This window comes from Leifsonia sp. NPDC102414, from assembly GCF_044765685.1.
Classification (GTDB): Bacteria; Actinomycetota; Actinomycetes; order Actinomycetales; family Microbacteriaceae; genus Leifsonia.
This window is the reverse complement of record NZ_JBIWKN010000002.1, coordinates 188,711-214,137: the sequence shown is the minus strand read 5'-3', so window position 1 is coordinate 214,137 and position 25,427 is coordinate 188,711. Positions and strand designations below refer to the sequence as shown.

Here is a 25,427-nt window from a genome sequence, read left to right as displayed (position 1 = left end):
CAGCGCGAGGTGGGACAATTCTGCCCTGTCTGCGACCATGAAGGGATGCTCGACACCTTCTTCCGTCTGCTGCGAGCCGTCCCAGCACCTCCGGACGCCGAGTTCCTCTACGCCGACGACGAGCTCGGCAGGATGCGGGAGCGCAACCTGCGCCGCTACCTTGCGGCCGTCGACGGGGCGACCGTCCTCCTCCTCGCGGAGGCTCCTGGCTGGCGCGGCATGACCGTCACAGGAGTGCCGTTCGTCTCAGCACGCGAGGCGGAGGAGGGCGGACCTGCGGAACGGGCCGTCCCCGGCCTGGAGCTCCCCGAGGATCCACAGGCCCCGTGGGAGGCGTCGAGCCGGGTGGTCTGGGCGGCGCTGGCCGACTGGCGCGGGCCGCTCCCGCTCACCTGGCCGATCTACCCGCACCACCCGTTCGTCGCCGGCGAACCGCGCACGAACCGCACGCCCCGCCCCGCCGAGGTGCGCGACGGAACACCGGTCGCGCTGGAGCTGGCGCGCGCGTTCGGCATCGAGACGATCGTCGCGGTCGGCAGGAAGGCGCAGGGCGCGCTCGCCGCAGAGGGGGTCGATGCGCCCGCCGTACGGCATCCGGCCCAGGGCGGCGCGCGGGCGTTCACGGAGCAAGTGCTGGCGCTCAACGCATCCTGAGGGTTTTCACATAAACGGCTCTTTAGGCTTTCCCTGCCGAATACGTGAGGAAGCCCCCGTGCCAGAGACTGCCCCACCCGTCACCACGACCGCCAATGCGCCCGTTGCGCCGCGCAGGCCGAACGCGCCGCAGCGCGGGATCAGCTCGCTGATCTTCGCCAGCCGCTGGCTGCAAGCCCCGCTCTACCTGGGGCTGATCGTCGCGCAGCTGATCTACGTCTACGTCTTCATGGTGGAGCTCTGGCACATCGCCGCGGATGTGATCGCCCACCCGACGCACATCGAGGAAGCCGACATCATGCTCGCGGTCCTCGGGCTGATCGACGTGGTGATGATCGCGAATCTGCTGATCATGGTCATCATCGGCGGATACGAGACGTTCGTGTCACGCGTGAACGTCGATGGACATCCCGATCAGCCGGAGTGGCTGTCCCACGTCAACGCCAACGTGCTCAAGGTCAAGCTGGCGATGGCGATCATCGGCATCTCGTCCATCCACCTGCTGAAGACCTTCATCGCTGTCGCCGACATCGGAGCGGCCAAGGGCGGCATCCTCGGCGACGAGAAGTACACCAGCGAGGGCGTGTTCTGGCAGGTCGTCATCCACTGCGTCTTCATCCTGTCGGCCGTTGCGCTGGCCTGGATCGACAAGATGTCGAAGCCGAAGTGACAGGCGTCAGCCGAACGCGACCGCCGACCACGACACCGGAGGAAGCACGACGGTGAGCCGTCCGTCCTCGATGGTCGCGGAGGTGTTGGGCGCGAGGCCGACGCGGGTCTGGTCGTCGATCGTGTTCTTGGCGTAGACGTCGTCGTCGGCGAGGGTGACAGCCTCCGTGATCCGTGAGGCGCCGAGGTCGCGCACGTCGATGCTGACGGTGCGGGATGCGGTCTGGTCGCGGTTGACGAGGAACACCGCGCCCGTCCCGGCCTCCTCGTCGAAGGTCGCGACCGCATCCACCACTGCGGCGTCGCCGTGGACCGCCGTGTTGTACGTCGGAGCGACGATCACCGGGCGCAGGACGGTGCCGCACGCGAGCCTGCTGGTGACGGAGAACGGGAAGAACGTGGTCTGCCGCCAGGCGTCTCCGCCGGGCTCGGTCATGATCGGAGCGATCACGTTGACCAGCTGGGCGAGGGATGCGGAGGCGACGCGGTCACTGTTCTTCAACAGGGTGATCAGCAGGTTGCCGAGCACGACGGCGTCCGCGACGGAGTAGACGTCCTCGAGCTGGCGAGGGGCGACGCGCCACTCGTCGTTGATCTCGTCGCTGGCCTGGTGCTCGTCGAGATACCAGATGTTCCACTCGTCGAACGAGATGTTGATCTTCTTGGTGCTCTTGAGCTTGTAGCCGACGTGATCGGCGGTCGCGACGACGGTGTCGATGAAGTACTGCATGTCCACCGAGGAGGCGAGGAACGAGCCGAGGTCGCCTCCGCGCTCCTGGTAGTAGGCGTGCGCGGAGATGAAGTCGACGTGGTCGTACGCGTGCTCGAGCACGATGCGCTCCCACTCGCCGAAGGTGGGCATCCCGGAGCCGGATGAACCACAGGCCACCAGTTCGAGGTCCTTGTCCGCCATCTTCATCGCGGCTGCCGTGCGGGCGGCGAGCTTGCCGTAGTCGTCGGCCGTGAGGTAGCCGGTCTGCCACGGGCCGTCCATCTCGTTGCCGAGGCACCACATCCGGATGTTGTGCGGCTCCGGCGTGCCGTTGGCCACGCGCTGGTCGCTCAGCGCGGTGCCGGACGGGTGGTTGGCGTACTCGAGCAGGTCGAGCGCCGACTCGATGCCGCGGGTGCCGAGGTTGACGGCCAACATCAGTTCGGAGTCCGTGAGCTTCAGCCAGCGGGAGAACTCGTCCAGGCCCACCTGGTTGGTCTCCAGCGAGTGCCAGGCGAGGTCGCGGCGCACCGGGCGGTTCTCGCGCGGGCCGACGGAGTCCTCCCAGCGGAAGCCGGAGACGAAGTTCCCGCCCGGGTAGCGCACGGTGGTCGAGCCGAGCTCCTTGACGAGGTCGACGACATCCAGCCGGAAACCATCCTCGTTCGCCGTGGGGTGGCCAGGCTCGTAGATGCCGTCGTACACGCACCGTCCGAGGTGCTCGACGAAGGAGCCGAAGGTGCGGCGGCGCACGGGGCCGACCGCGTTCGCGCGGCTGAGGACGATGGTGGAGTCAGTCATGGATGCGTTCCCTCTGCGGTTCTACAACGTTTACCAACAACGTTGTAAAAGAACTATCGAGCATGCGAGCAGGTGCTGTCAAGGAGGGCGACCGGCCGCGGGCCGCCTCGCGCGCGATCCGGCGGAACGGCACGCCGGCGGGGTTGACAACCCATTGCCCCGCGCCGTATATTCCTCAAGGAATAATCAGTCCGGAATAACAAGGATCACCTTCCCCATGCCATCCACCAACACGCTCACGTCGCTCGGCGTCGCAGCCCTCGCGCTGCTCGTCGAGCGGCCGATGCACCCGTACGAGATGTACCAGACGCTGGTGCAGCGCTCGGAGGAACGCGTGGTCAAGGTGCGTCCAGGTTCGCTGTACCACGCTGTCGACCGGCTCGCCGGTCAGGGGCTGGTGCGGGCGACCGGCACCGAACGCGAAGGCAACCGGCCGGAGCGCACGACGTACGAGATCACCGAACAGGGCAATCACGTGCTCACCGCGCGCATCGCGGAGATCATCGCAACACCCATCAACGAATATCCCGAATTCCCGCTTGCTCTCGGCGAGTCGCACAACCTGCCCGTCGAGTCCGTCATCCAGCTCCTCCGCAACAGGGTCGCCCTCATCCGGGCCGACCTGGCGGTGATGGATGCGGGCATCGCCGACCTCGAGGCCAAGCAGCTCCCCCGCAAGTACTGGATCAACGTCCAGTACAGCCGGGCGATCAGCGAGGTCGAAGCGACCTGGCTGGAATCCCTCATCGACGACCTCGAATCGGGCGTACTGTCCTGGTCCGAGGAGAAGCACCACTGACAGGAACACTTCCATGGAAAAAGAACTGAAGCCGTGGCCCGCACTCTGGGCCCTGGTCATCGGATTCTTCATGATCCTCATCGACACGACCATCGTGTCGGTCGCCAACCCGGCGATCATGAAGGGTCTCGACCTCGGCACCGACTACAACGCGGTCATCTGGGTGACCAGCGCCTACCTGCTCGCCTACGCCGTCCCTCTGCTCATCACCGGTCGCCTCGGTGACCGGTTCGGCCCGAAGAACCTCTATCTCGTCGGCCTCGTGATCTTCACGCTCGCCTCGGCCTGGTGCGGTTTCTCCGGTGTCCTGCCTGGCGGTGGCATCGGCATGCTCATCACGGCCCGTGTCGTGCAGGGTCTCGGCGCCGCGCTGATGACGCCGCAGACGATGGCCGTCATCACCCGCATCTTCCCGCCAGACCGCCGCGGTGCGGCGATGGGGCTGTGGGGCGCCGTCGCCGGTGTCGCCACCCTGATCGGCCCGCTGCTCGGCGGCGTGCTCGTCGACGGGCTCGGCTGGGAGTGGATCTTCTTCATCAACGTCCCGGTCGGCGTCGTCGCGTTCATCCTCGCCGCCCGCCTCGTCCCGAAGCTGCCGACGCACTCGCACAGCTTCGACATCCTCGGCGTGATCCTGAGCGCCGTCGGCATGTTCCTGCTGGTGTTCGGCATCCAGGAGGGCGGGACGTACGACTGGGGCACCATCACCGGCCCGATCACCGTGTGGGGCCTGATCATCTCCGGCATCGTCGTGCTGATCGCGTTCGTGGTCTGGCAGGCGTTCAACAAGAAGGAGCCGCTGCTCCCGCTCAAGCTGTTCCGCGACCGCAACTTCTCCCTGTCGAACGGTGCCATCACCGCCGTCGGCTTCGCCGTGACCTGCATGGCGCTTCCGCTGGTGTTCTACTTCCAGACGGTGCGCGGTCTCACTCCGACCGAGTCTGCGCTGATGCTCGCCCCGATGGCGATCTTCTCCGGTGTGCTCGCGCCGTTCGTCGGCAAGCTGATCGACAGGATCAACCCGCGCTACTTCGCCACGACCGGCCTCGTGCTGTTCGCGCTGTCGCTGTTCTGGTACTCGCGTCTGCTGACCCCGGACGTGTCCATCTGGTGGCTGCTCGCACCGAGCGCCCTGCTCGGCATCGCGATGTCCGGCGTGTGGGGCCCGATCTCCACCACGGCCACCCGCAACCTGCCGATGAACCAGGCCGGTGCGGGGTCCGGAGTGTTCAACACGACGCGCCAGGTGGGCGCGGTGCTCGGCAGCGCATCCATTGCCGCCCTGATCTCCAGCCGTCTCGCCGTCGACCTGCCCAAGGCGCCTGGCGGAGCGACCCCGTCCGAGGCGTCGGCGGGAACCGAGCTGCCGCAGTTCCTGCACGCCGGATTCACCCAGGCCATGTCGGAGGCCCTGCTGCTCCCCGCGGCTGTCGCCCTCCTGGGCGCGCTCATCGTGGTGTGGTGGGAGAAGCCGAAGCCGCCGGCGTGGGGTCCGCGATCCGCGGGCGCCGTGGCGGAGGCTGCTGCGGCCGCCGGTGCCGGTGCCGGTGCTGGTGCGGCCGTTGGTGCCGGCGCGGATGCGCCGGTCGCCGAGCCGGTCGGCGCGACGACGCACGGCTCGCACGCCGCGCCCGTCCCGGTGGATGCGGTCACCCACGGCTCGCACGCCGCCGATGTGCCGCCCGCGACCGGTCTCGCGCCGGACGAGGAGCCGCCGCACGGAGTGCACGCGGCACCCGTCACGGACTGACCGGCGGCACGCACCGCGCACTGCGCATCCGGAGCCGCTCGCCCCACCTCGGGGCGGGCGGCTTCGTCGTTCACGCGACGACGCGCACGGTGTTCGCCCACGGGTCGTCGAAGGCCACCGAGCGGCCGTCGTCGCGGGTCTGCACTCCGTAGTGCCGCATCCGCTCGGTGAGCGAGCCGAGGTCATCCGCTGTCGGCACCTGGATCTCGACCTCGCCGAGCCCGAGCGCGAGGCGTCTGGGTCCTGCTCCCTTGCTGTTCCAGGTGTTCATCGCCATGTGGTGGTGGTACCCGCCCGCGCTGACGAACAGGGCCTGGTCGCCAAGCGCCGCGGTGGTTTCGAAGCCGAGACGGTCCACGTAGAACGCCCGCGCCGTCGCGACATCGCCGACGGACAGATGAACGTGGCCGACGACCGCATCGCCCAAGCGCTCGTCGGCTGCGGCGTTCGCCAGGGTGGCGGCGCGCTCGCTGAGGTGCTCGCCGAGGAAGTCGTTGGGGTCGAGGTAGAGCGTTGCCATCTCGACCTGCCCATGGGTCCAGCTCCACTGCGTGCGGTCGCGGTCCCAGTACAGCTCGACGCCGTTGCCCTCCGGGTCGGTGAAGTAGAACGCCTTACTGACGAGGTGGTCGGCGCTGCCGGTGAACGTGCCCGGCGCGCGACGGGCGACAGAGTAGACGGCTGCGGCCAGCGTCTCCTCGGTGTCGAACAGGATGGCCGTGTGGAACAGACCGGCATCCCGCGGACCGGCGTGACGCAGTTCGGGGGCGTGCTCCAGGATGACGACCGGCGTCGCTGCGCGGCCGAGGATCGTCCTGCCGCCCTCCTGCGCGAGCACGCTGAGCGTGACGGCGTCGCGATAGTAGGCGGTCATCGCGTCGAGGTCGGCGACCCGGAGGGTCACGGCCCCCATCGCAGAGTCGGCGGGAAGGAGTTCGGTCATGATCTATTCGAACGCATGGAGCCGCGGTGATATTCCAAGCGCGCGGCCGCTCACGCCCACATCCCGCGGTATTCGTCTGCCAGGATCGCCCGTGCAGACGCAGGCGTGAGCGCCGGGTATCGCCCGACCAGGTGGGCGGCGAGCCCGTCCGTGAGCGCCCGCATCCTGTCGGCGACCCGCTCGACCCTGTCGAGCGGAGTGTCCGCCGGCGCGGCGGCGGACACGATTCGCCGGATGATCGCGAGCATCGTCGCGTCCGAGTCTCGCTTCAGCGGAGCGAGCGCGTCGTCGGCGAGGGCGGCGCCGGCGAACACCAGCCAGACCTCCATCTCCTCCCTCCGCTCCTCGTCGAGCGGAAGGAACTGCTCCAGTAGCTCCGGGCCGCTCGCGCCTTCCGGCCCCGCAACGGCGACGATGCCCCGGATGCGCCCTGTCGCCCGCTCCATGACCAGCCGCATCGCGAACGCCACCGCGTCCGACTGCCGGGGGAAGTAGTGGCGAAGCGAGCCGAGCACCATCCCGGCCTCCGCGGCGACCGTGCGGGTGCTCACGGCGTTGATCCCGTCGCGACGGACGATCCGCCACACAGCCTCGGCGATGTGGCGGCGACGCTCGTCGGGAGACTCCGTTGTGCGCATGACCGACACGCTAGTACCACCGTGGCGCATCGCAAGGAACGCGGTGCGGTGCGGCAGGGAGCCGGCGGCGTGCTTGCTGCGGGGCCCGGCCCGGCGCGTGCGCTCCGCGTCCTGGGCGGCTCCGGCCCGTGCCTACGTCTCGATCGCGCCGCCGGTCTCCTGCAGGTAGCGGCGCAGCGTCAGCTCTGGGTCGGCGGCCTGCCTGCGCCGATACTCCGCGAAGTCGAGCTGATCCCTCAGCGACGCGCCCCCGCGCATCCGCTCGGACTGCGCTCCCTCCACCGACTGGATGCGCAGCGCCGTCTCCACGAGCTCGTCGCGCCGGTCCCGCCCGACCACGAGCACGCCGTCGTCGTCGGCGACGATCCAGTCGCCTTCCGCGACGGGGACGCCGTCGAGGAACGCGCTCCGCATCGCCCGCCCGGCGGGAGGCACCCGCCGTGGACCGTACGGGTACGCGCCGAGGCTGAACAACGGCAACCCGATCTCGCGCAGCTGGGCGGTGTCGCGGTGGAGTCCCCAGACGACCACCCCGCGCATCCCGGCCTCTCTGGCTTCGAGCAGCATCAGGTCGCCGACGCAGGCTTCGTCGCGTCTGCCGCCGTTGTCGACCACGAGCACGGCGCCCGGCGGGGCGTCGTCGATGGTCTCGAGAAGCACATCCACGCTGCCGAGGTGGGTGACGGGAGCGGCGAGTCCGGCGAACGGCCTGCCGGGCAGCAGGGCGACGAGCCCTGCCGGCGCGGCGGCCACCGGGATGCCGAGGCGCACCGCGGCGTCGGCGATGGCCGCGGTCGGGACGGGTGCGGTGAGTTCGTGCATGTCTCAGAACCTAGCGCCGTCCAGGGGCCGGGTTCGCGAGATACCAGCATCTGTCGCGCACCCCATGCGGTTGTCGGCAGTCACTGGTATCTCGCGGGGGCTGCCGCGGTTACTCCCAGGGGAAGCCGTCTGGATCGGTGAACGCGCCGGCGTCGCCGCCGATCACGATGCGGTGCGAGCCGCTGCCCTCCTCCGGCACGCCCGCGTCCTTCGCGAGGGCGCTGCGGCGGTAGAGGCCGAAGCCGACCGTGTCCTTCGGGGTGGCGAACTGCACGTAGGTCTTGCCGAAGCTCTTGTCGACCGTCAGCCCGTGGTCGACGTAGAACTTCTTGCTCGCCACGATGTCCTCCGCGCCCAGGAGCAGCACGAGCGACTCGAAGGCGCGCGTGGCGGGGCCGGTGTCCCTCTTGGCCGAGGTCGCGACCTTCCAGATGGCGCCGTCCGGAGCCTGCACCACGCCGCCGACGCCCCACAGAGACTTCGCGACGGGCTTGAGGGTCGTCGCGCCCGCGGCGACGGCCGAGTCGATCAGGGTCTCCACGGTGGACGGCTGCGCGACGGTGAGCGAGATGTGGAAGCCGCGGAAGCCGCTGGTCGGGGCGTCGGACTGCCGGAGCGCGGTGAGCGAGCCGAGGTCGAACGCGGACGAGTAGAAACGTTCGGCGGCTGCGAGGTCGGGGACCTCGAGGGTGATGTGCTGGATGCTGGTCATGTCGCCAGGCTACGAGCGGGCACGAGGACGTCGCTTCTCGAAATCTGCTCGATCCGGATGCGCAGGGCCGCGGCGTGTCCAGGCCAGGGTCAGGCGCGGCTCAGTCGCGGGTCAGGCGCTCCAGCAGCTCGCGGTAGCGCTCCGCTGTGCGCTCGACGATGTCGGAGGGGAGCTCCGGCGGCGTGCCCGTCTTGTCCCAGTTGGCGGCGAGCCAGTCGCGGACGATCTGCTTGTCGAAGCTGGCCATCCGCTCGCGCGGGGTCGTTCCGGCGGCGTATGCGACCGCATCCCAGTACCGGCTGGAGTCGCTGGTGAGCACCTCGTCGGCGAGCGTGATCTCGCCGGTCGTTCGGTCTGCGCCGAACTCGAACTTGGTGTCGGCGATGATCACGCCGTGCGCTTCCGCGATGGCCGCGCCGCGCGCGTAGACGAGGAGCGAGAGGCGGCGCAGTTCCTCGGCGACCTCGGGACCGACGAGTTCGACGGTGCGCTCGAAGCTGATGTTCTCGTCGTGCTGGCCGAGCGGAGCCTTCCACGCCGGCGTGTAGATCGGCTCAGGGAGGCGGTCGCCGTCGGTGAGGCCAGCGGGGAGCTGGACGCCGCACACGCTCTGCGTCTGCTGGTACTCCGCCCAGCCACTCCCCGTGAGGTAGCCGCGCACGACGCACTCGACCGGGAACATGTCGAGCGGCTTCACCAGCATCGACCGTCCTGCCACCTCTGCCGGGATGCGCTCGATCGCCTTCTCGCCGTCGAGGACGTGATCGGGGATCAGGTGGTTCGGCACCTCGGTGAGCTGGTCGAACCACCACAGGCTGAGCGTCGTGAGCAGTTCGCCTTTGCCGGGGATGCCAGGCTCGAGCACGTGGTCGAACGCGCTGACGCGGTCGCTGGCGACGACGAGCACGGCGTCGGTGTCGCCGAGGCCGGTGCGGCCGGCCGGGACGTAGAGGTCGCGGACCTTGCCGGAGTACACGTGCGACCAGTCGGCCAGTTCGGGGGAGGAAGTCACGCTTCCATCGTACGGCGCGGCAGCGCTCAGGCGGACTTGCCGCCGTCCACGGGAAGGACGGCGCCTGTCACATACGACGCGGCAGGAGACGCCAGCCAGCGCACCGCTGCTGCGACTTCGTCCGCGAGCCCCATGCGGCCGAGCGGGACGTATCCGCCGACCGTCGTGCGAACGCTCGCGTCCTTGGCCATGATCGGGCCGGATTCGATCGGGCCAGGCGCGACGGCGTTGACCCGGATACCGGTGCGCGCCTCGTCGATGGCCGCCGTCCTGGTCAGGCCGATGACAGCGTGCTTGGCCGCGACGTACGCCGACATCCCCGGAGCGGCGCCCGTCCCGGCGCTGGACGCGACGTTGACGATGGCGCGGGGTCCTGTCGCCTCCGCCAGCGCGCGCAGCTCCGCCCGCATGGCGACCGCGACGCTGCGGAACGTGACGGCCATCACCGCGTCGAACTCGTCCAGCTCCATCCGCGCGAGTTGCGTCGGCTGGTGGCCGCGGCCCACGTTGTTGACGGCGACGGAGAGTCCGTGCTCCGCCGCGACCGTGTCGATCGCGGAGGCGAGAGCGTCATCGTCCGTCGCGTCGAACGCGAACGTGCGCGGGCAGTCGACACCGGATGCGCGGAGCAGCTCGGCGAGCTCTGACAGCGCCTCCGCATCCCTCGCAGCGGGCACGACCGTGTATCCCTCAGCGCCCAGCTCGTGGCAGATCGCATTGCCGATCAGGCCGTTCGCGCCGAGCACGAACGCGACAGGGGATGCGCCGGCGCCGGCCGAGCTCATGCCCGCGCCCCCTCGCGGTCGCGGTCGCGCACCTCGCGGCGGTCGACAGGAAGGAGGAACCCGGCGACGATCAGCCACGCCAGGCCGCCGAACCGGCCGATCGGCAGGAGGAACTGCAGCGGCTCGATCGCGAGCGACAGGAAGCTCAGCTCCGACAGGGCGGCGATCACGAGACCCGCCCAGGCGAGCCAGCGAGGCAGCAGTCCCAGGATGAGCGACGGCACCGCGATGCCGGCGAGCAGCAGCCCCATCCCCGTCACGTAGCCGACGCCGCCCGTGGCGAACGCGAGGAACGACAGGGCGAGCGCGAGGGTGGCGTCCGTGGTGAGTTCCGGGCGGCTGAGGAGGTAGGTGGCGAGTGCGGACACCATCAGCAGGATGGCCGCGGTCAGACCGCCGGTGAAGCCGATCGACGGGCCCGGCACGCGCACGCCGAGCCGCTGCAGGCGGGCGAAGGCCGTCGCCGCGAGGATGCCGAACGGCACGGCGGAGCCGAACTGCAGCATCGCCGTCACCCGGATGCTCGCCCAGTCCTGCTGCGCGTATGCGGCGACGGCTGCCTTGCCTGCGAACGGGGAGACGAACACGGTGCCGCTGGCGAGCGCGGCGCCGATGACGATGGCGGCGACGACGAGTGCCGCCGACACGATGGCGAGGACGCCGAGGTGCGGTCCGCCCTGGCGCCGCGACGGAGCAATGGTTTCGTTCATGGGAGTAATGATTACACATTGTAATCATTAATGGCAAGAGGTATTCTGTGGGAGTGACCGACGCATCCACCCCTCATCGTGGCCAGAGCGGTGTGAGCCCGCGCACCGCGTTCCTGCTGGCGCAGCTCGGCGCCGCCGCGGCCGACCGGTTCGGCGAACGCGTCTCCGAGCTCGGCCTGACGGCACGGGATGCGGGTGTGCTGCGCGTCCTCGGGCGCACTCCCGGCATCAGTCAGAAAGACCTCGCCCACCGGCTCGGCACCGTCCCGAGCAGGCTCGTCGCCCTCATCGACGACCTGCAGGCCCGCGGCCTCGTCGAACGCACCCGCAGCGAAGCCGACCGCCGCAACAACGAACTCGCCCTGACCGCGGAGGGAGAACGGATGCTCGGCGAGCTCCGCGTGATCGCCGAAGCGCACCAGGCGGACGTACTCGCACCCCTGGACCCCCACGAGCAGCAGGCCTTCGCCGCGCTCCTCGGCAAGCTCGCCGGTGCGTCAGGGCTGTCGGCGGACGGACATCCAGGCTACCGCCGCGCCTGACGGTCGACGGCGGTCGGTTCGGTTCGGTTCGAGCGGCTCGGTTCGGTTCGAGCGGATCGGCTCAGGCCAGGAGCTTCGCCTTCGCCGCTGAGAACTCGTCGTCGGACAGGATCCCCTGCGCGTGCAGGGCGGCGAGCTGCTGGAGCTGCGCCATCAGGTCGGTTCCGCCACCGGCCGGGGCCGGGGCTGCTGCCGGAGCCGCTGCCTGCTGCTGCGCGACGGCCTGCTGAGCCGCCGCATCCATCTGGGCCTGCTGCTGCTGGGCCTGGTACTGCTCTGCCTGCTGCTGCTCCATGGCCTTCTCCTGCTGGCGCCGCTGCATTCCGCCGCTGACGGCGGTGGCCGTCCCTGCGACGACGGCGGTGCGCGCTGCCAGTCCGAGCAATCCCGGACGGCCGACTCGACGAATGAACGGCATGGTGTCTCCCTACTCTTCCGACGCTTCGGCCAGGACGGCGTTGACCACGGGGGCGGGGATGCGCTCGGCGTGGACGACGTTCCCTCCCGCGGCGAAGAACTTGCTGGCGAGGTCTTTCGCCCAGGTGTGCTCGAGGACCAGGATCGCGCCGGAGGTGCCAGGGTCGATGAGGTCGGCGATGTCGTCGACATCCTCCGATCCGGCGATCCCGCTGGCCTCGAGCGTGATCTCGGTCAGTCCGTACTCGTCTCCGGCGTCCTCGAACTCCACGATCTCCACGTCGCCGTCGAGCGAGCGCGAGACGAAGAGCAGATCGAGGAGACGGACGGTGCCGGTGCCGACCAGGTCGACGATGGCCTGGATCACCCCCGGCGACGGTCGCTCGCCCTCGAACTGGGCGACGATGAACTCCGCGGGGCCGTACTCGAATTCGGTCACGTTGAACTCCCTCCGCGCCGGTGCATCCGACAGGCGTCACGCTACTCGGGGGGCAGAACCGCGCACAATGATTGCTTTCTGTCCGGATGTGTGGTGGCGGCCGCGTTCGATTGGAAACCTTTCGCGCATCTGGCGGGGAGATTTCGCGATGAGCACGTTCACATCGGTGTCAGACTGGCAGCACTCCATACGGAGCGGCCGGTGCGAGGAAGGACCACGGTGGACGAGAAGAACTGGGCGGGGAATTACACGTACAGGGCGGAGCGCATCGCGCATCCCCGGTCCGTCGACGAACTGCGGGAGCTCGTGCTCGGTGCCGGCTCGGTGCGGGCCCTGGGCAGCAGGCACTCCTTCAACGATCTGGCCGACGACGACCGGCTGCTCGTGAGCACCGCCGGCCTGCCGTCGGCGATCCGGATCGACGAGGCGGCATCGCAGGTGACAGTCAGCGGCGGCGTGCGCTACGGCGACCTCGCGCGCGAACTGCAGAGCGCCGGCTGGGCGCTGCACAACCTGGCGTCCCTGCCACACATCTCGATCGCCGGCGCGATCGCGACGGCGACGCACGGCTCAGGCGACAGGAACGGCAACCTGGCCACCGCCGTCAGCGGCCTGCGCATCCTGCGGGCGGACGGCGAGCTGGTCGACCTCCACCGCGGTGAGCCCGGCTTCGACGGCGCAGTGGTGTCGCTCGGCGCGCTGGGGGTGGTCACCGAGGTGACGCTGGACATCCGGCCGACGTACGACGTGCGGCAGCGTCTGTTCGGCGGCCTGCCGTGGGATGCGGTCATCGACCGGTTCGACGACATCACCTCCTCCGCGTACAGCGTGTCCCTCTTCACCGACTGGGCGGAGGACGCGGTCAGCCTCGCCTGGCTGAAGGAGCGCGCAGACGACCCAACCGACATCGGCGACGACTTCTTCGGGGCGACGGCGCTCACAGAAGCCCGCCACATGATCGCGACGATGGATGTGCGCAACACCACGGAGCAGCTCGGCGTCTTCGGGCCGTGGAGTGACAGGCTGGCGCACTTCCGCTTCGAGTTCACGCCGTCGAACGGTGCGGAGATCCAGTCGGAGTACCTGGTGCCGCGGGCGAACGCCGTCGAGGCGATCAAGGCCGTGCGCGAACTCGCGCCGGTGATCGCGCCGCTGCTGCAGATCAGCGAGATCCGCACAGTCGCGGCCGACGACCTGTGGCTGTCGAGCGCATACGGCACGGACGCGGTCGGGCTGCACTTCACCTGGCTGCGCGACCAGGAGGGCGTCGAGGCGATCCTCCCGGTCCTGGAGGCCGCGCTGCTGCCCCTCGGAGCACGTCCGCACTGGGGCAAGGTCTATCTCGACGCCGCCGGCGTCGTCCCCGGTCTCTACCCGCGACTCGACGCGTTCCGCGACCTCGTCACCGAGTTCGACCCCACGGGCACCTTCCGCAACGCCTTCGTCGCCCGCCTCCTCGCCTGACACGCCATCGAGCCGGGACTTGTGCACGCGACACGCCGGCGCCGGGCGTGCACAACTCCCGGCTCGATGGCGTGGGGGAGCGGGGCGCGGCGCGGGGTCAGTCGGCGACGCGGGCGGCGATATCGGTGCGGTAGTGGGAGCCGGGGAGGTCGATGAGCTCGACCGCCTCGTACGCGCGGGCGCGCGCCTCGGCGAACGTGGTGCCGCGGGCGACGACGCTGAGGACGCGTCCGCCGGTCGCGAGCAGCGCGCCCGTCGCCTCGTCGCGGGCAGTCGCCGCGTGCGCGATGGTCACCTCGGGGACCGCCGCTGCCGCATCCAGCCCGGTGATCGGGCGACCGGTCTGCGGAGCCTCCGGGTAGCCCTCGCTGGCCAGCACGACCGTCACCGCCGTGTCGAGCGCGAACTCCGGACGCGGAACACCGGCCAGCGCGCCGGTCGCCGCCGCGAAAAGCAGCGTGGACAGTGGCGTCACCAGCCGGGGGAGCACGACCTGCGTCTCCGGGTCGCCGAAGCGCGCGTTGAACTCGATCACCCGGATGCCGCGGCTGGTCATGATGAGGCCGCAGTAGAGCAGTCCGATGAACGGCGTCTGCTCCTTCGCCAGCTCGCGCACGGTCGGCAGGGCGACGGTGTCGATGACCTCGTCGACGAAGTTCTCCGGAAGCCACGGCAGCGGCGAGTACGCGCCCATGCCACCGGTGTTCGGCCCGGCATCCCCGTCGAGCAGCCGCTTGTAGTCCTGCGCAGGCGACAGCGGCAGCACGGTGTGCCCGTCGCTCACCAGGAACAGGGACACCTCCTGGCCGTCGAGGAACTCCTCGATCAGCACGCTGCCGTGGGCCAGCCAGTGCGCGGCGTGCTCGACGGCCGCATCCCGGTCGGAGGTCACCAGCACGCCCTTGCCCGCCGCGAGCCCGTCCGCCTTCACCACGTACGGGGCGCCGAACGCGTCGAGCGCTTCTTCCGCCTCCACCAGCGTGGATGCGCGGACCGCACGGCCCGTGGGAACGCCCGCCGCATCCATGATCCGCTTGGCGAACGTCTTCGACCCTTCGAGCTGCGCCGCGACCTTGCCAGGCCCGAACACCGGGATGCCGCGCGTGCGAAGCGGGTCCGCGACGCCGGCGACGAGGGGGGCCTCCGGCCCGATCACCACGAGTTCGATGCCGTTCTCGATCGCGTACTCGGTGACGGCCTGGCCGTCGAGCGGGTCGAGCCCTGGCTCGACGGCGACATCGGCCGCGATCCCGGCGTTGCCTGGGGCGACGACGATCCGGTGCTCGGCCTCCTCGCTCAGCAGCGACGTGACGATGGCGTGCTCGCGAGCACCGGAACCCAGGACCAGAATCTTCACGCGACCAATGGTAGAGGCTGAGAGGATATGGGGATGGCCAGAGCGAAGATCCAGGATGCGGAGGGCGGCCCTGCCGTTCGTGCGGCGCTCGCGGGCGGAGCGGACCGCAACACCACCGCGATGGCCGTGCGCTACCTGCTGCAGCTCCTCGCCGAGCGCGCGCCAGGCAACACCGTGGAGGTGCGTGTGCCGCCGTTCGGGGCGACCCAGTGCATCCCCGGCCCCCGGCACACCAGGGGAACGCCGCCGAACGTGGTGGAGATGGACGCGCCGACCTGGCTCGCGCTGGCGAGCGGAGCGACGCCGTGGGAGGACGCGCTGGCGTCCGGCGCCGTGCACGCGTCCGGCCAGCGCGCATCCCTCGACGGGCTCCTCCCGCTGCGCTTCTGAAGCGTTCCGACCTCACAGAAAAGGTGAGGGACAATGGATGCATGAGCCAGGAGAACGACGAACAGACCACGGTCACCGAGAGCTCGGTGCTCGTGCGGCGGTCGCCGCGATACTTCCGGTTCATGCTGGTCGGCGCGATCCTGTTCGCGATCGTCGCGCTGATTCTCACGTTCGCGTTCCCGGCGAACCCGACGTACGACCGCGGGAGCGTCTTCGGCTTCCTGCTGGCGATCGGCGTGGCCGTCGGGGTGACCATCGGGGCGGTCGTCGCCCTGCTGGTCGACCGGGCGACGAACCGTCGGGCGCGCACCGTCCAGGCGGATAGAATCGACGTGCGCGTCACCCTCGGCGAGCAGCCGGCCGAGAAGCCGGCCGAGCGGCCGGCGGACGGCAGCGCACCAGGCACGAGCACATCCATCGAGAGCTAACACCCTGAAGGGGGTTCCGGTTTGTCCGGAGGCGACGGTCTTCTCAGTCACGATCTACTTCCCGGCGAGAAGGGTCCGCAGGATGCCTGCGGCGTCTTCGGTGTCTGGGCGCCAGGCGAGGAAGTCGCCAAACTCAGCTACTTCGGCCTCTACGCGCTGCAGCACCGCGGCCAGGAGTCCGCGGGCATCGCCACCAGCGACGGCTCGAAGATCCTCATCTACAAAGACATGGGTCTCGTCTCGCAGGTGTTCAACGAGAACGCGCTGAACTCGCTGACCGGCCACATCGCCGTCGGCCACACGCGCTACTCGACCACGGGCGCATCCAGCTGGCAGAACGCGCAGCCGACGCTCGGCCGCACCTCCAGCGGCACGGTCGCGCTCGGCCACAACGGCAACCTGACCAACACGGCCGAGCTGATGCAGCTCGTCCACGACCGATACCCGGAGCACGACGGCGAACTGTCCCGCGGCAACACGACGGACACCGCCGTGGTCACCGCGCTGCTCACCGGCGACCTCGACCACACGCTCGAGGCGACGTCCCTCGAGGTCCTTCCCCGTCTGCGCGGGGCGTTCTGCCTGGTCTACATGGACGAGCACACCCTCTACGCCGCCCGCGACCCGCAGGGCGTCCGCCCTCTGGTGCTGGGCCGGCTGGAGCGCGGCTGGGTGGTCGCATCGGAGACGGCGGCCCTCGACATCGTCGGCGCGAGCTTCGTGCGCGAAGTCGAGCCTGGCGAGCTCATCGCGATCGACGAGAACGGCCTCCGCAGCCAGCGCTTCGCCGAGGAGAAGCGCGCGGGCTGCGTGTTCGAATACGTCTACCTCGCGCGCCCTGACACGACCATCGCCGGCCGCGGCGTCCACGAGGCCCGCGTCGAGATGGGCCGCCAGCTCGCGCGCGAGCACGCCGTCGAGGCCGACCTGGTCATCCCGACCCCCGAGTCCGGCACCCCGGCCGCCATCGGATACGCGCAGGCGTCCGGCATCCCGTTCGGCCAGGGGCTCGTGAAGAACTCGTACGTCGGCCGCACCTTCATCCAGCCGTCGCAGACCATCCGCCAGCGCGGCATCAAGCTCAAGCTGAACCCGCTCAAAGAGGTCATCAAGGGCAAGCGCCTGGTGGTCGTCGACGACTCGATCGTGCGCGGCAACACGCAGCGCGCGCTCGTCTCGATGCTCCGCGAGGCGGGGGCGGCCGAGGTGCACGTGCGCATCTCCAGCCCTCCCATCACCTGGCCGTGCTTCTACGGCATCGACTTCGCCTCGCGCGCAGAGCTCATCGCGACAGGGCTCGGGGTGGACGAGGTGCGCCAGTCCATCGGCGCGGACAGCCTCGGCTACCTCTCCGAGGACGGCATGATCGCCTCGACGGAGCAGCCGCGCGAGCGCCTCTGCACCGCCTGCTTCACCGGGGTGTACCCGATCGAGCTCCCGGATGCGCACCACCTCGGCAAGAACCTGCTCGAACGTCCGGAGGCTCCGCGCGGCGAGGGAGAGGGCGCTGCGGCAGACGGCTGCGACCCTGGACCGGACGCGGAGTTCGAGAGCGTGCTGCTGCCGTCGTTCGGCGACCCGGGGCGCAAGGAGTAGCGGTCCACCCCCGTTACGATTGACCCGTGACCGATCAGCCAGCATCCACGTCCGCCTCATACGCCGAAGCCGGTGTCGACACCGCAGCAGGTGACCTCGCTGTCGAGCTGATGAAGGCGGCGGTGTCCCGCACCCACGGCCCCAACGTGCTGGGCGGTGTCGGCGGGTTCGCCGGGCTGTTCGACGTGTCGTCGCTGAAGATGTTCGACCGCCCGCTGCTGGCCACCTCGACCGACGGCGTCGGCACCAAGGTCGCGATCGCGCAGGCCATCGACAAGCACGACACCATCGGCCAGGATCTGGTCGGCATGGTGGTCGACGACATCGTGGTGGTTGGCGCCAAGCCGCTGTTCATGACCGACTACATCGCCTGCGGAAAGGTGATGCCGTCGCGCATCGCCGACATCGTCGCCGGGATCGCCCGCGCCTGCGAAGCGACGGGCACCGCGCTCGTCGGCGGCGAGACGGCAGAGCACCCGGGACTCCTTGGGCCGGACGACTACGACGTGGCCGGCGCTGCCGTCGGCGCTGTCGAGGCCAACGCCGTGCTCGGTGCTGAACTGGTGCAGGACGGCGACGTGGTCATCGCGCTCGCGTCGTCCGGGCTGCACTCCAACGGCTTCTCGCTCGTCCGTCACATCCTGGCGAAGAACAGCATCGGCTTCACCGACCACTCGGATGCGTTCGGCGGCACGGTCGGAGAGGCTCTGCTGGAGCCGACCCGCCTCTACACCGCTCCGCTGCTGCGGGTCCTCGGCGAGCCGTCGCTCGGCGGCGCCGTGCACTCCCTGAGCCACGTCACCGGCGGAGGTATCGCGGCGAACCTGGCGCGCGTCCTCCCCGTCGGCTCCTGGGTGGAGGTGGACCGCGCGAGCTGGTCGCCCAGCCCGGTGTTCCGCATCCTGAGCGACCTGGCCGGCGCCAGCCTGGAGTCGAGCGAGGGCACCTGGAACCTCGGCATCGGGATGCTCGCGGTCGTCGCGGCGCAGACCGCCGACCAGGTCATCAGGGCGATCGAGGACGACGGCATCCCGGCCTGGCGCGTCGGAACGGTGTCGATGTCGGAGCGCGACCTCACCGGCTTCGAGCAGGGCGCGAAGGGCGTGGACGGCGGCGCGGTGCGCCTCGTCGGCTCCTACGCGAGCTGACCGCGCGGCGGATGGCGCGTCACCCGTTCTGGTAGACGCGGCGGTCGGCCCCCAACGGCTAGAGTTGGCGCGTGGCCGCCAAGTATTCCAGTATCCGAAGGATGCTCGGTGTTGCCGGACTCGTCGTCGCGGTGAGCGGCGCCGGAGTGCTCGTGCAGGCCGTCACGGCGACCTCGGCCGACGCGGCCCAGGCGACCGCGGCGCCGACCGCGAGTCCGTCGCCCACCCCGTCCGCCGGCCCCGCCGCATCCGCTGATCCCGTCGCATCCACTGTTCCCGCCGGCACGCTCACCCCCATCGTCGACTGCATCGTGGATGCGCCCATCAGCTCCTCGCTCACCGCGCGCACCGTGCTCCTCGGCTACCGCAGCACGGCGCAGGACACCGTGCGCCTCGCCGCCTCCGCCAGCGCCAACGCGATCGTCCCTGGCGCGGCGGACCGCGGTCAGCCCACCAACTTCGAGTCGGGAGAGCACCACGCGGTCTGGTCGCTGACGCTGGACGGCCGCGCTGTCCCGTCCGCCACGTGGCGTCTCGGCGGCGCGACCGCCACTATCGACGGCGACGTCCCGTCCTGCGCGACGGTCACGACGACGGCGCTCTCCGCTCCGTCCTTCGCCGCGGCGGGTTCGACGGTCACGCTGACCGCCGCGGTCGGCCGACTGTTCCTCTCCGCCCCCGCAGACGGAACAGTCAGCTTCTCCATCGACGGGGCCAGCCCGGTGGACGCGGCCGTCGGCGCGTTCGGCATCGCGCGTGCCGACCTCCCCGCTCCGCCGCCAGGCGACCACACCGTCACGGCCCGGTATACGCCGGCTCCTGGCGCCTCCCTCCGCGCCTCCGCCGGCTCGGCGCCCCTCACGGTGAGCACAGGGACGGGCGCGCTCGGCGTGACCGCCACCTCGCTCGCGGCCGACGGACGCACCGCGACCGTGACCGTGAGCCGCGCATCCGGAGCAGGCGGAGCGACGGTCGACTTCACGACAGCGGACGGCACCGCCATCGCCGGCGCCGATTACACCGCGACCACGGGCAGCCTCACCTTCCGCGAGGGCCAGACCACAGCCGCCATCGACGTCCAGCTGCACGCCCGGGCCGCAGGGTCGCCGGCTTCCACGTTCTTCGTGCTGCTGCAGCGCGCCACGACCACCGTGGATGCGGCCTCGGCCACGATCACGCTGCCCGCCGTCCCAGGCACCCCCTCGGGCGCCCTCGCCACCGGGGTGTCGCGCACCGGCGGCCCAGGCGGAGACTCGCTCCTGCCTGCGCTCGACCCGACGAGCCCGGCCCCCGCCGCAGGGGCGCAGGACCTCGCGATGCTGATCGGCGCCGCCCTGCTGACGGCGGGCGGCATCCTCGGCGTCGTGGGGCTGGTGCGGTTCGGCGGGTCGCGCGAGGCGCGCTTCTGACGGTTCGGCCGAGCCCGGGAGGGCGGAGCGCGATTCGAGTCCGCTGCTTCGACGCTGTGACGGCGTCCGCTGGGCTACCCCTCCGGCCGCTCCTGCGCCTTTCAGCACGCGGACAACGACCCGGCGCCGTGGTTGCGACGGCCTGCGGACATTGCCTTGAATATAGCTACAGCTATAATTGACGCATGACTGATCTGATCCGCACGACGCGCGCACAGCTCGGACTGACCGGCCACGAGCTGGGCGAGCGCTTGGGTGTCACGGCCGGGGCGGTCTCCCAGATGGAGAGATCCGAGCGCGAAGGCCGGATCCAGCTCGACACTCTTCGGCGCGCTCTCCGAGCAATGGATCGTCAGCTCGTCGTCGACCAGGCTGTGGAATCGCCGTACTCGCGCTATGCCCCTGCCAGGGTCACGGATTCGGTGGCGGAAGCTCTCGCCGACGGAGACACAGCCTTCGCGTTGAGGCTGATCACACAGGCCGCGAAGATGGTCGCGCAGCATCCGGAGGCGCTGACGGACCGAGAGTTGAACGCCCGGCCGTCGCAGCTCTCCGATCCTCGATGGGAGCAGTTCCTCCGCGCCATGTACGAGGATGCGCTGCCGGAGGACCGCCGACCCTCCTGGACGAAGCCGCAGAAGCTCCCCCGTCGCTGGTATGTCTCTCAGTTCGACTCTCTCCGTCAACGCGCCAGGGAGACGACGCCCCAGAGGCTGCGTGATCTCAACATCTACATCGACGAGCGCTCACTGAGTTGCGCATGAGGCGTCGCGACGAGAATGAACTCGACCGCGCCCAGGTCGCCGAGTTGCTGGATGAACTGACCAGACGACTGAGCGAGCGTGGTGTCACGGGGCACATCCGGATCGTCGGTGGCGCGGCGATGGCGCTCCGCTACGGAGACGACGACGCCGTCCGAGTGACGACCGACATCGATGCCGTCTACCTGCCGCGCCCCGATGTCGGCGCGGTGATAGCGGAGATGGCAGCGGAGCGGAATCTGCCTGGTTCGCATCACCGACGCGGAAACCCTGGTGGACATCGCGTACCGGGTCTACGGCGAGGATTCGATCGCTCTCCCCGACGGCCGCGAGTCGTATCTTCTGCTCGCCGCCGACCTCTTTCCCGTGACAAATGTCACCCGCCATCCCTGACATCCGCTCTGCGCGACCGCGTTTTCGCCCCGCCAGGCTGAGAGGGTGAATCAGACACCAGCCATCCAGCTCACCGACCTGCGGAAGTCATTCGGCTCGTTGCAGGCCGTCAACGGCGTCAGCCTCAGCATCGCGCCTGGCGAGGTCGTCGCACTGCTCGGCCCGAACGGTGCGGGGAAGTCGACCACCATAGACCTCGCGCTCGGGCTCGCGCATCCGACCTCCGGCACCGCCGCCCTGTTCGGCGAGAATCCGCGGGCGGCGATCGAGGCAGGGCGCGTCGGCGCGATGCTGCAGGGCGGGGCTCTCCTGCCGACCCTCACCGTCGCGCAGTCCGTCGCCCTCGTCGCCGCAGCGCACAAGCATCCGCTGAGCGTCGAGGAGGCCCTCGAACGCGCACGGTGCACCGAGATCGCCAAGCAGAGGGTCAGCAAGCTGTCCGGCGGGCAGATGCAGCGGGCGCGGTTCGCGGTCGCCGTCGTCTCGAACCCGGACCTGCTGTTCCTCGACGAGCCGACCGCCGCCATGGACGTGGAGGCGAGGCGCACCTTCTGGCAGTCGATGCGCGAGTTCACCGACGAGGGCCGCACGGTCGTGTTCGCCACCCACTACCTCGATGAGGCCGACACGTACGCCGACCGCATCGTGATGCTGTCCGAGGGGATCGTGGTGGCGGACGGCACACCCAACGAGGTCAAGGCCGTCGTCTCCGGCAGGCGCATCCGCGCATCCATCGACTTCGCCTGGACGGACGACGCACGGGATGCGCTCAGCCGCCTCCCCGGCGTCCGCTCGCTCGACCACCGTGCAGGGCAGGTCGCCATCGTCAGCGACGACTCCGACGCCACCCTGCGCGCGCTCCTCGCCGCCCACACCGACGTGCACGACATCGAGGTGACGGCGCACACCATGGACGACGCCTTCCTCGCCCTCACAGAAGGGGCGGCAGGCGGCGCATCCACCGACACCGCAGCCGCCGCAGACACCGCAGCCGCCTCAGACACCACCATCACGAACGGAGCACTCCGATGAGCATCGCCTACCTCGGGCTGGAATCCTTCCGCCAGCTCAAGAACGCCCGCTCGATGATCTTCACCCTGGCCGTCCCGCTGATCATGCTGGTCGCCTTCGGCGGCAGCTTCGGCGGCAGCGGGCAGGTCGATCCCGTCACCAAACTGCCGTGGATCGTCGTCACGACCATCCAGGTGGCCAGCTACGGCGGGATGATGGCGGCGCTGTCCCAGGCGTTCAACATCGTCACGGAGCGCTCCATCGGCTGGAACAGGCAGCTGCGCATCACACCGCTGACCGGCACCGGCTATCTGGTCTCGAAAGTGATCACGGCCATGCTGATGGCTCTGGTGTCGATCGTCGTGATCTTCACCGTGTCCGAACTGCTGTTCCACCCGCCGCTCGCGTTCGGGAACTGGCTCACTGCCGGCCTCGGCATCTGGTGCGGGGTGATCCCGTTCGCGCTGCTCGGCATCCTGATCGGGCAGTTCGCCAAGCCGGAGTTCGCGCAGCCGCTGTTCATGGCGGTGTTCATGGGCATGGCCGTGCTCGGCGGCCTGTGGGTGCCGCTGCAGATCTTCCCGGCCTGGGTCGCGAACGTGGCGCAGATCGTGCCGTCGTACTGGCTCAACCGGATCGGCCAGATGGGTGCTCACCAGAGCGGCGACGTCCTGACTCCGGCGCTCGTGCTGGCCGGGTGGACGATCGTGCTCGGCGCGTTCATCATCTGGAGGTACCGGCGGGATGCTTCGCGCAGCTGACGGCGCGCGGCCTAGGCTGGTGAGCGTGCAGAGCACAGAGAACGGTCGGCCGCTGGGCGTCGTCCCACGCCTCACCCACATGTCGGCCCGCCGCTGGTACCCCGGCGCCGTCGTCGGCCTGCTCTACCAGATCTCCGTCCTGATCGGTCTGTGGTCGTCGGCCGGCGCGCTCGCCACGAAGGTGACGGCCACCGCCGTCCTGATCGTCGTCTACCTCGGCTTCCTGCTCCTGCCGCCGCTGCTCTGGTGGGAGCGGGAGTCGGTGCGCGTCACGGGCATCGCGGTGTACTTCGCGTTCACCTGCCTGCTGTTCCCGTTCATCGGGGTGGCGACGACGTGGACCTGGGTCTACGTCGCCTGCGCGGCGGGGATGCTCCTGCGCAGCACGCGGACCGCCATCGTGATCATCGCGGCCATCGGGCTCGGCCAGCTGATCGCGATCGCCATCGACGGGTCGTTCGACGACAACTGGTTCATCGCACTCGTGACGGTGTCGATCGGCGTGATGATGGCAGCGTTCTCCCGCCAGATCGAGTCGCTGCGGGCGCTGCGGCAGGCGCAGGGCGAGATCGCCAGGCTGGCCGTGATCGAGGAGCGGGCCCGCTTCTCCCGCGACATGCACGACGTCCTCGGCCACTCTCTCACCGTCGTGACGGTGAAGTCGGAGCTGGCCCGCCGCCTGGTCGCCATCGACCCTGCGAAGGCGGAGGAGGAGATCGCGGACATCGAACGACTCAGCCGCTCCGCCCTCGCCGACCTGCGCGCCGCGGTCGCAGGCTACCGCGAGATGAGCCTCTCGACAGAGCTCGCTGCGGCTCAGGCGGCGCTCGCAGCAGCGGACATCGAAGCGCACCTGCCCCGCAACGGCGACGGTGTGGACCCCGAGCTGCGGGAACTGTTCGGCTGGGTGCTGCGAGAGGGCGTCACCAACGTGATCAGGCACTCCGGCTCGCGCAACTGCTGGGTCACCGTGACGAGCGACATGCTGCAGATCGACGACGACGGCCGGGGGATGGCCGCGGTCGGCGCTGTGGGCATCGTCGGTCTCGGTAGGGGCGGCGGCATCGGAGCAGGGGACAGCCGGACCACGGAGCCGGCCCGCGGCGCAGCGAACGGCCGGGGCACCGGAGACGGAGGCCCGTTCGCGGACACCGCTCTTACCAGGGCACGCGGCAACGGCCTCGACGGCCTGATCGTCCGCGCTCGCGAGGTCGGAGCGCGGGTGCTCGTCAGCGCGAGCCCCCGCGGCGGGGTGCGTCTCACGGTGCGGAAGGCGGACGCGTGACCGACCCCATCCGGCTGCTGCTTGCCGACGACCAGGCGCTCGTGCGCGGCGCCCTCGCGGCCCTCCTCGATCTCGAACCGGACCTGACGGTCGTCGCCCAGGTGGGACGCGGCGACGACGTGGTGGATGCGGCCAGAGCCTCCTCAGCGCAGGTCGCGCTCCTCGACGTCGAGATGCCGGGCATGGACGGCATCCAGGCCGCAGCGGCGCTGCGCTCCGAGTTCCCGTCATGCCGTTCGCTGATCGTCACGACGTTCGGACGCCCCGGCTACCTGCGGAGGGCGATGGAGGCGGGCGCATCGGGGTTCGTGGTCAAGGACACCCCGTCAGGGCAGCTCGCGGATGCGGTGCGCAGGGTGGCGCAGGGGCTGCGGGTCGTCGACCCGACGCTCGCCGCGGAATCGCTCGCATCAGGGACGTCGCCTCTCACACCGCGGGAGACCGAGGTGCTCTCGGTCGCCGGGCGCGGAGGAAGCATCACGGACATCGCCAGAGAGCTGCACCTCAGCGAGGGCACGGTGCGCAACCACCTGTCGAGCGCGATCGGCAAGACGGGAGCGCGCAACCGCTCGGAGGCGGCGACGATCGCCGCATCGCAGGGCTGGCTCTAACCGGATCAGGCGGCCGGGCGCGCGCGAAAACGCCTCGACCCGACAGCTTCAGCGACAGCGTCAGCGTGAGCGTCAGGCATGCAACAGGAACCGAGTGCCGGAAGAAGCGTCAAGCGCGCTTCGGCGTCTCCTCGTCCTCGTAGTCGTCCTTGTAGCCCTCCGGCTCGTAGTCCGCCCACTTCTCGTACTGCTCGTCGTTGTGAGAATGCCCCGTCAGCTCACGTTCGAGCGCGTCGTAGTTCACGTTCGGGCTGAAAGACTTCAGCTCGCGCGCGATCTTGGTGTGCTTTGCCTTTTGACGGCCGCGCCCCATGCGTGACCCCCTTACGGTGCCAGGCCGGGTGGGAGATGAGCCACCCGGGAATCCGAACAGGAACAGTGAAAACTAGCGTCTAGTTTAGCATGTGG

General features: G+C 69.9%; 29 protein-coding genes. 16 read left to right on the top strand and 13 right to left on the bottom strand.

The features are described 5' to 3' along the window. Nucleotides 1-45 precede the first annotated feature (45 nt). Nucleotides 46-654, top strand: coding sequence for a uracil-DNA glycosylase (locus tag ACIRCZ_RS09275; protein ID WP_402852152.1), 609 nt, complete (start codon nt 46-48; stop codon nt 652-654). A gap of 58 nt (nt 655-712) precedes the next feature. Beyond that, the gene (locus ACIRCZ_RS09270; RefSeq protein ID WP_402852149.1) at nt 713-1,324 is read left to right on the top strand and encodes a TIGR00645 family protein; all 612 of its coding nucleotides are present in this window, start codon (nt 713-715) and stop codon (nt 1,322-1,324) included. Nucleotides 1,325-1,330: 6 nt separating this feature from the next. Here ACIRCZ_RS09270 and ACIRCZ_RS09265 read toward each other — a convergent pair whose 3' ends face one another. Beyond that, complete coding sequence (locus tag ACIRCZ_RS09265) at nt 1,331-2,836, bottom strand: alpha-N-arabinofuranosidase (protein WP_402852146.1); 1,506 nt, start codon at nt 2,834-2,836, stop codon at nt 1,331-1,333. A 217-nt stretch (nt 2,837-3,053) separates the two neighbouring features. Between ACIRCZ_RS09265 and ACIRCZ_RS09260 the strand changes: the two genes are divergently transcribed. Next, a complete protein-coding gene (locus tag ACIRCZ_RS09260) occupies nt 3,054-3,635 on the top strand; it encodes a PadR family transcriptional regulator (RefSeq protein ID WP_055898326.1) in 582 nt (193 codons plus the stop codon). Nucleotides 3,636-3,648: 13 nt separating this feature from the next. Next, entirely contained in the window at nt 3,649-5,385 is a 1,737-nt protein-coding gene (locus ACIRCZ_RS09255; RefSeq protein ID WP_402852142.1) for a DHA2 family efflux MFS transporter permease subunit, read from the top strand. 70 nt (nt 5,386-5,455) lie between these two features. On the opposite strand, the gene ACIRCZ_RS09250 is transcribed toward ACIRCZ_RS09255, so the two are convergent. The 7 genes from ACIRCZ_RS09250 to ACIRCZ_RS09220 all read right to left on the bottom strand — a co-directional run bounded on the left by ACIRCZ_RS09250 (nt 5,456) and on the right by ACIRCZ_RS09220 (nt 11,007). Further along, on the bottom strand, nt 5,456-6,328 hold the full coding sequence (locus ACIRCZ_RS09250; protein WP_402852139.1) for a VOC family protein: 873 nt from the start codon (nt 6,326-6,328) through the stop codon (nt 5,456-5,458). Between the two features lie 50 nt (nt 6,329-6,378). Then, entirely contained in the window at nt 6,379-6,966 is a 588-nt protein-coding gene (locus ACIRCZ_RS09245) for a TetR/AcrR family transcriptional regulator (protein WP_162255991.1), read from the bottom strand. A gap of 132 nt (nt 6,967-7,098) precedes the next feature. Next, nucleotides 7,099-7,788: an RraA family protein gene (locus ACIRCZ_RS09240; protein WP_402852135.1), complete on the bottom strand. Its 690-nt coding sequence runs from the start codon at nt 7,786-7,788 to the stop codon at nt 7,099-7,101. A 109-nt stretch (nt 7,789-7,897) separates the two neighbouring features. Continuing rightward, nucleotides 7,898-8,500, bottom strand: coding sequence for a glyoxalase (locus tag ACIRCZ_RS09235; RefSeq protein ID WP_402852132.1), 603 nt, complete (start codon nt 8,498-8,500; stop codon nt 7,898-7,900). A 100-nt stretch (nt 8,501-8,600) separates the two neighbouring features. Beyond that, a complete protein-coding gene (locus ACIRCZ_RS09230; RefSeq protein WP_402853588.1) occupies nt 8,601-9,542 on the bottom strand; it encodes a phosphoribosylaminoimidazolesuccinocarboxamide synthase in 942 nt (313 codons plus the stop codon). Continuing rightward, the gene (locus ACIRCZ_RS09225) at nt 9,539-10,297 is read right to left on the bottom strand and encodes an SDR family NAD(P)-dependent oxidoreductase (RefSeq protein ID WP_402852129.1); all 759 of its coding nucleotides are present in this window, start codon (nt 10,295-10,297) and stop codon (nt 9,539-9,541) included. Before ACIRCZ_RS09225 ends, ACIRCZ_RS09230 begins: the two co-directional genes overlap by 4 nt. Further along, complete coding sequence (locus ACIRCZ_RS09220; protein ID WP_200949691.1) at nt 10,294-11,007, bottom strand: hypothetical protein; 714 nt, start codon at nt 11,005-11,007, stop codon at nt 10,294-10,296. The genes ACIRCZ_RS09225 and ACIRCZ_RS09220 overlap by 4 nt, the downstream gene beginning before the upstream one ends. Before the next feature lie 53 nt (nt 11,008-11,060). On the opposite strand from ACIRCZ_RS09220, the gene ACIRCZ_RS09215 reads away from it, so the two are divergent. Further along, nucleotides 11,061-11,549: a MarR family winged helix-turn-helix transcriptional regulator gene (locus tag ACIRCZ_RS09215; RefSeq protein WP_235500630.1), complete on the top strand. Its 489-nt coding sequence runs from the start codon at nt 11,061-11,063 to the stop codon at nt 11,547-11,549. A gap of 61 nt (nt 11,550-11,610) precedes the next feature. Here the strand turns inward: ACIRCZ_RS09215 and ACIRCZ_RS09210 are convergent, their stop codons facing one another. Together ACIRCZ_RS09210 and ACIRCZ_RS09205 are read right to left on the bottom strand one after the other, a co-directional pair. Continuing rightward, nucleotides 11,611-11,967 (bottom strand): SHOCT domain-containing protein, encoded by a 357-nt coding sequence (locus ACIRCZ_RS09210; protein WP_055898350.1) that lies wholly within the window; start codon nt 11,965-11,967, stop codon nt 11,611-11,613. A 9-nt stretch (nt 11,968-11,976) separates the two neighbouring features. Then, a complete protein-coding gene (locus ACIRCZ_RS09205) occupies nt 11,977-12,405 on the bottom strand; it encodes a DUF6325 family protein (protein WP_055898353.1) in 429 nt (142 codons plus the stop codon). Nucleotides 12,406-12,624: 219 nt separating this feature from the next. Here ACIRCZ_RS09205 and ACIRCZ_RS09200 point away from each other — a divergent pair, with 219 nt between their 5' ends. Beyond that, entirely contained in the window at nt 12,625-13,869 is a 1,245-nt protein-coding gene (locus tag ACIRCZ_RS09200; protein ID WP_402852123.1) for an FAD-binding protein, read from the top strand. Nucleotides 13,870-13,966: 97 nt separating this feature from the next. On the opposite strand, the gene purD is transcribed toward ACIRCZ_RS09200, so the two are convergent. Then, nucleotides 13,967-15,226: a phosphoribosylamine--glycine ligase gene (purD, locus tag ACIRCZ_RS09195; RefSeq protein WP_055898361.1), complete on the bottom strand. Its 1,260-nt coding sequence runs from the start codon at nt 15,224-15,226 to the stop codon at nt 13,967-13,969. Nucleotides 15,227-15,259: 33 nt separating this feature from the next. Here purD and ACIRCZ_RS09190 point away from each other — a divergent pair, with 33 nt between their 5' ends. From ACIRCZ_RS09190 to ACIRCZ_RS09165, 6 genes are all read left to right on the top strand, one after another. Then, nucleotides 15,260-15,616 (top strand): sterol carrier family protein, encoded by a 357-nt coding sequence (locus ACIRCZ_RS09190; RefSeq protein WP_055898364.1) that lies wholly within the window; start codon nt 15,260-15,262, stop codon nt 15,614-15,616. A gap of 41 nt (nt 15,617-15,657) precedes the next feature. Further along, complete coding sequence (locus ACIRCZ_RS09185; protein ID WP_402852118.1) at nt 15,658-16,044, top strand: hypothetical protein; 387 nt, start codon at nt 15,658-15,660, stop codon at nt 16,042-16,044. A 21-nt stretch (nt 16,045-16,065) separates the two neighbouring features. Continuing rightward, nucleotides 16,066-17,640: an amidophosphoribosyltransferase gene (gene purF / locus ACIRCZ_RS09180; RefSeq protein WP_402852115.1), complete on the top strand. Its 1,575-nt coding sequence runs from the start codon at nt 16,066-16,068 to the stop codon at nt 17,638-17,640. Between the two features lie 26 nt (nt 17,641-17,666). Beyond that, the gene (purM, locus tag ACIRCZ_RS09175; protein WP_402852112.1) at nt 17,667-18,788 is read left to right on the top strand and encodes a phosphoribosylformylglycinamidine cyclo-ligase; all 1,122 of its coding nucleotides are present in this window, start codon (nt 17,667-17,669) and stop codon (nt 18,786-18,788) included. A gap of 71 nt (nt 18,789-18,859) precedes the next feature. Continuing rightward, nucleotides 18,860-20,197 carry a Calx-beta domain-containing protein gene (locus tag ACIRCZ_RS09170; protein WP_402852109.1) on the top strand — a complete coding sequence of 446 codons (1,338 nt, stop codon included), beginning with the start codon at nt 18,860-18,862 and terminating at the stop codon, nt 20,195-20,197. Between the two features lie 185 nt (nt 20,198-20,382). After that, nucleotides 20,383-20,961, top strand: coding sequence for a helix-turn-helix domain-containing protein (locus ACIRCZ_RS09165; RefSeq protein WP_402852106.1), 579 nt, complete (start codon nt 20,383-20,385; stop codon nt 20,959-20,961). Here ACIRCZ_RS09165 and ACIRCZ_RS09160 read toward each other — a convergent pair. Next, nucleotides 20,928-21,239, bottom strand: coding sequence for a hypothetical protein (locus tag ACIRCZ_RS09160; protein WP_402852103.1), 312 nt, complete (start codon nt 21,237-21,239; stop codon nt 20,928-20,930). The genes ACIRCZ_RS09165 and ACIRCZ_RS09160 overlap by 34 nt on opposite strands. Before the next feature lie 157 nt (nt 21,240-21,396). Here ACIRCZ_RS09160 and ACIRCZ_RS09155 point away from each other — a divergent pair, with 157 nt between their 5' ends. From ACIRCZ_RS09155 to ACIRCZ_RS09140, 4 genes are read left to right on the top strand one after another with little or no spacing between them, the layout of a single operon-like run. Next, a complete protein-coding gene (locus ACIRCZ_RS09155; RefSeq protein WP_402852100.1) occupies nt 21,397-22,383 on the top strand; it encodes an ABC transporter ATP-binding protein in 987 nt (328 codons plus the stop codon). Further along, entirely contained in the window at nt 22,380-23,123 is a 744-nt protein-coding gene (locus tag ACIRCZ_RS09150; protein ID WP_055898383.1) for an ABC transporter permease, read from the top strand. The genes ACIRCZ_RS09155 and ACIRCZ_RS09150 overlap by 4 nt, the downstream gene beginning before the upstream one ends. A 25-nt stretch (nt 23,124-23,148) precedes the next feature. Continuing rightward, nucleotides 23,149-24,408 carry a sensor histidine kinase gene (locus tag ACIRCZ_RS09145; RefSeq protein ID WP_402852096.1) on the top strand — a complete coding sequence of 420 codons (1,260 nt, stop codon included), beginning with the start codon at nt 23,149-23,151 and terminating at the stop codon, nt 24,406-24,408. Continuing rightward, nucleotides 24,405-25,019: a response regulator transcription factor gene (locus ACIRCZ_RS09140; protein WP_055898386.1), complete on the top strand. Its 615-nt coding sequence runs from the start codon at nt 24,405-24,407 to the stop codon at nt 25,017-25,019. Before ACIRCZ_RS09145 ends, ACIRCZ_RS09140 begins: the two co-directional genes overlap by 4 nt. Before the next feature lie 109 nt (nt 25,020-25,128). Here the strand turns inward: ACIRCZ_RS09140 and ACIRCZ_RS09135 are convergent, their stop codons facing one another. Continuing rightward, nucleotides 25,129-25,332: a DUF3073 domain-containing protein gene (locus tag ACIRCZ_RS09135; RefSeq protein WP_055898390.1), complete on the bottom strand. Its 204-nt coding sequence runs from the start codon at nt 25,330-25,332 to the stop codon at nt 25,129-25,131. Between the last annotated feature and the right edge of the window lie 95 nt (nt 25,333-25,427).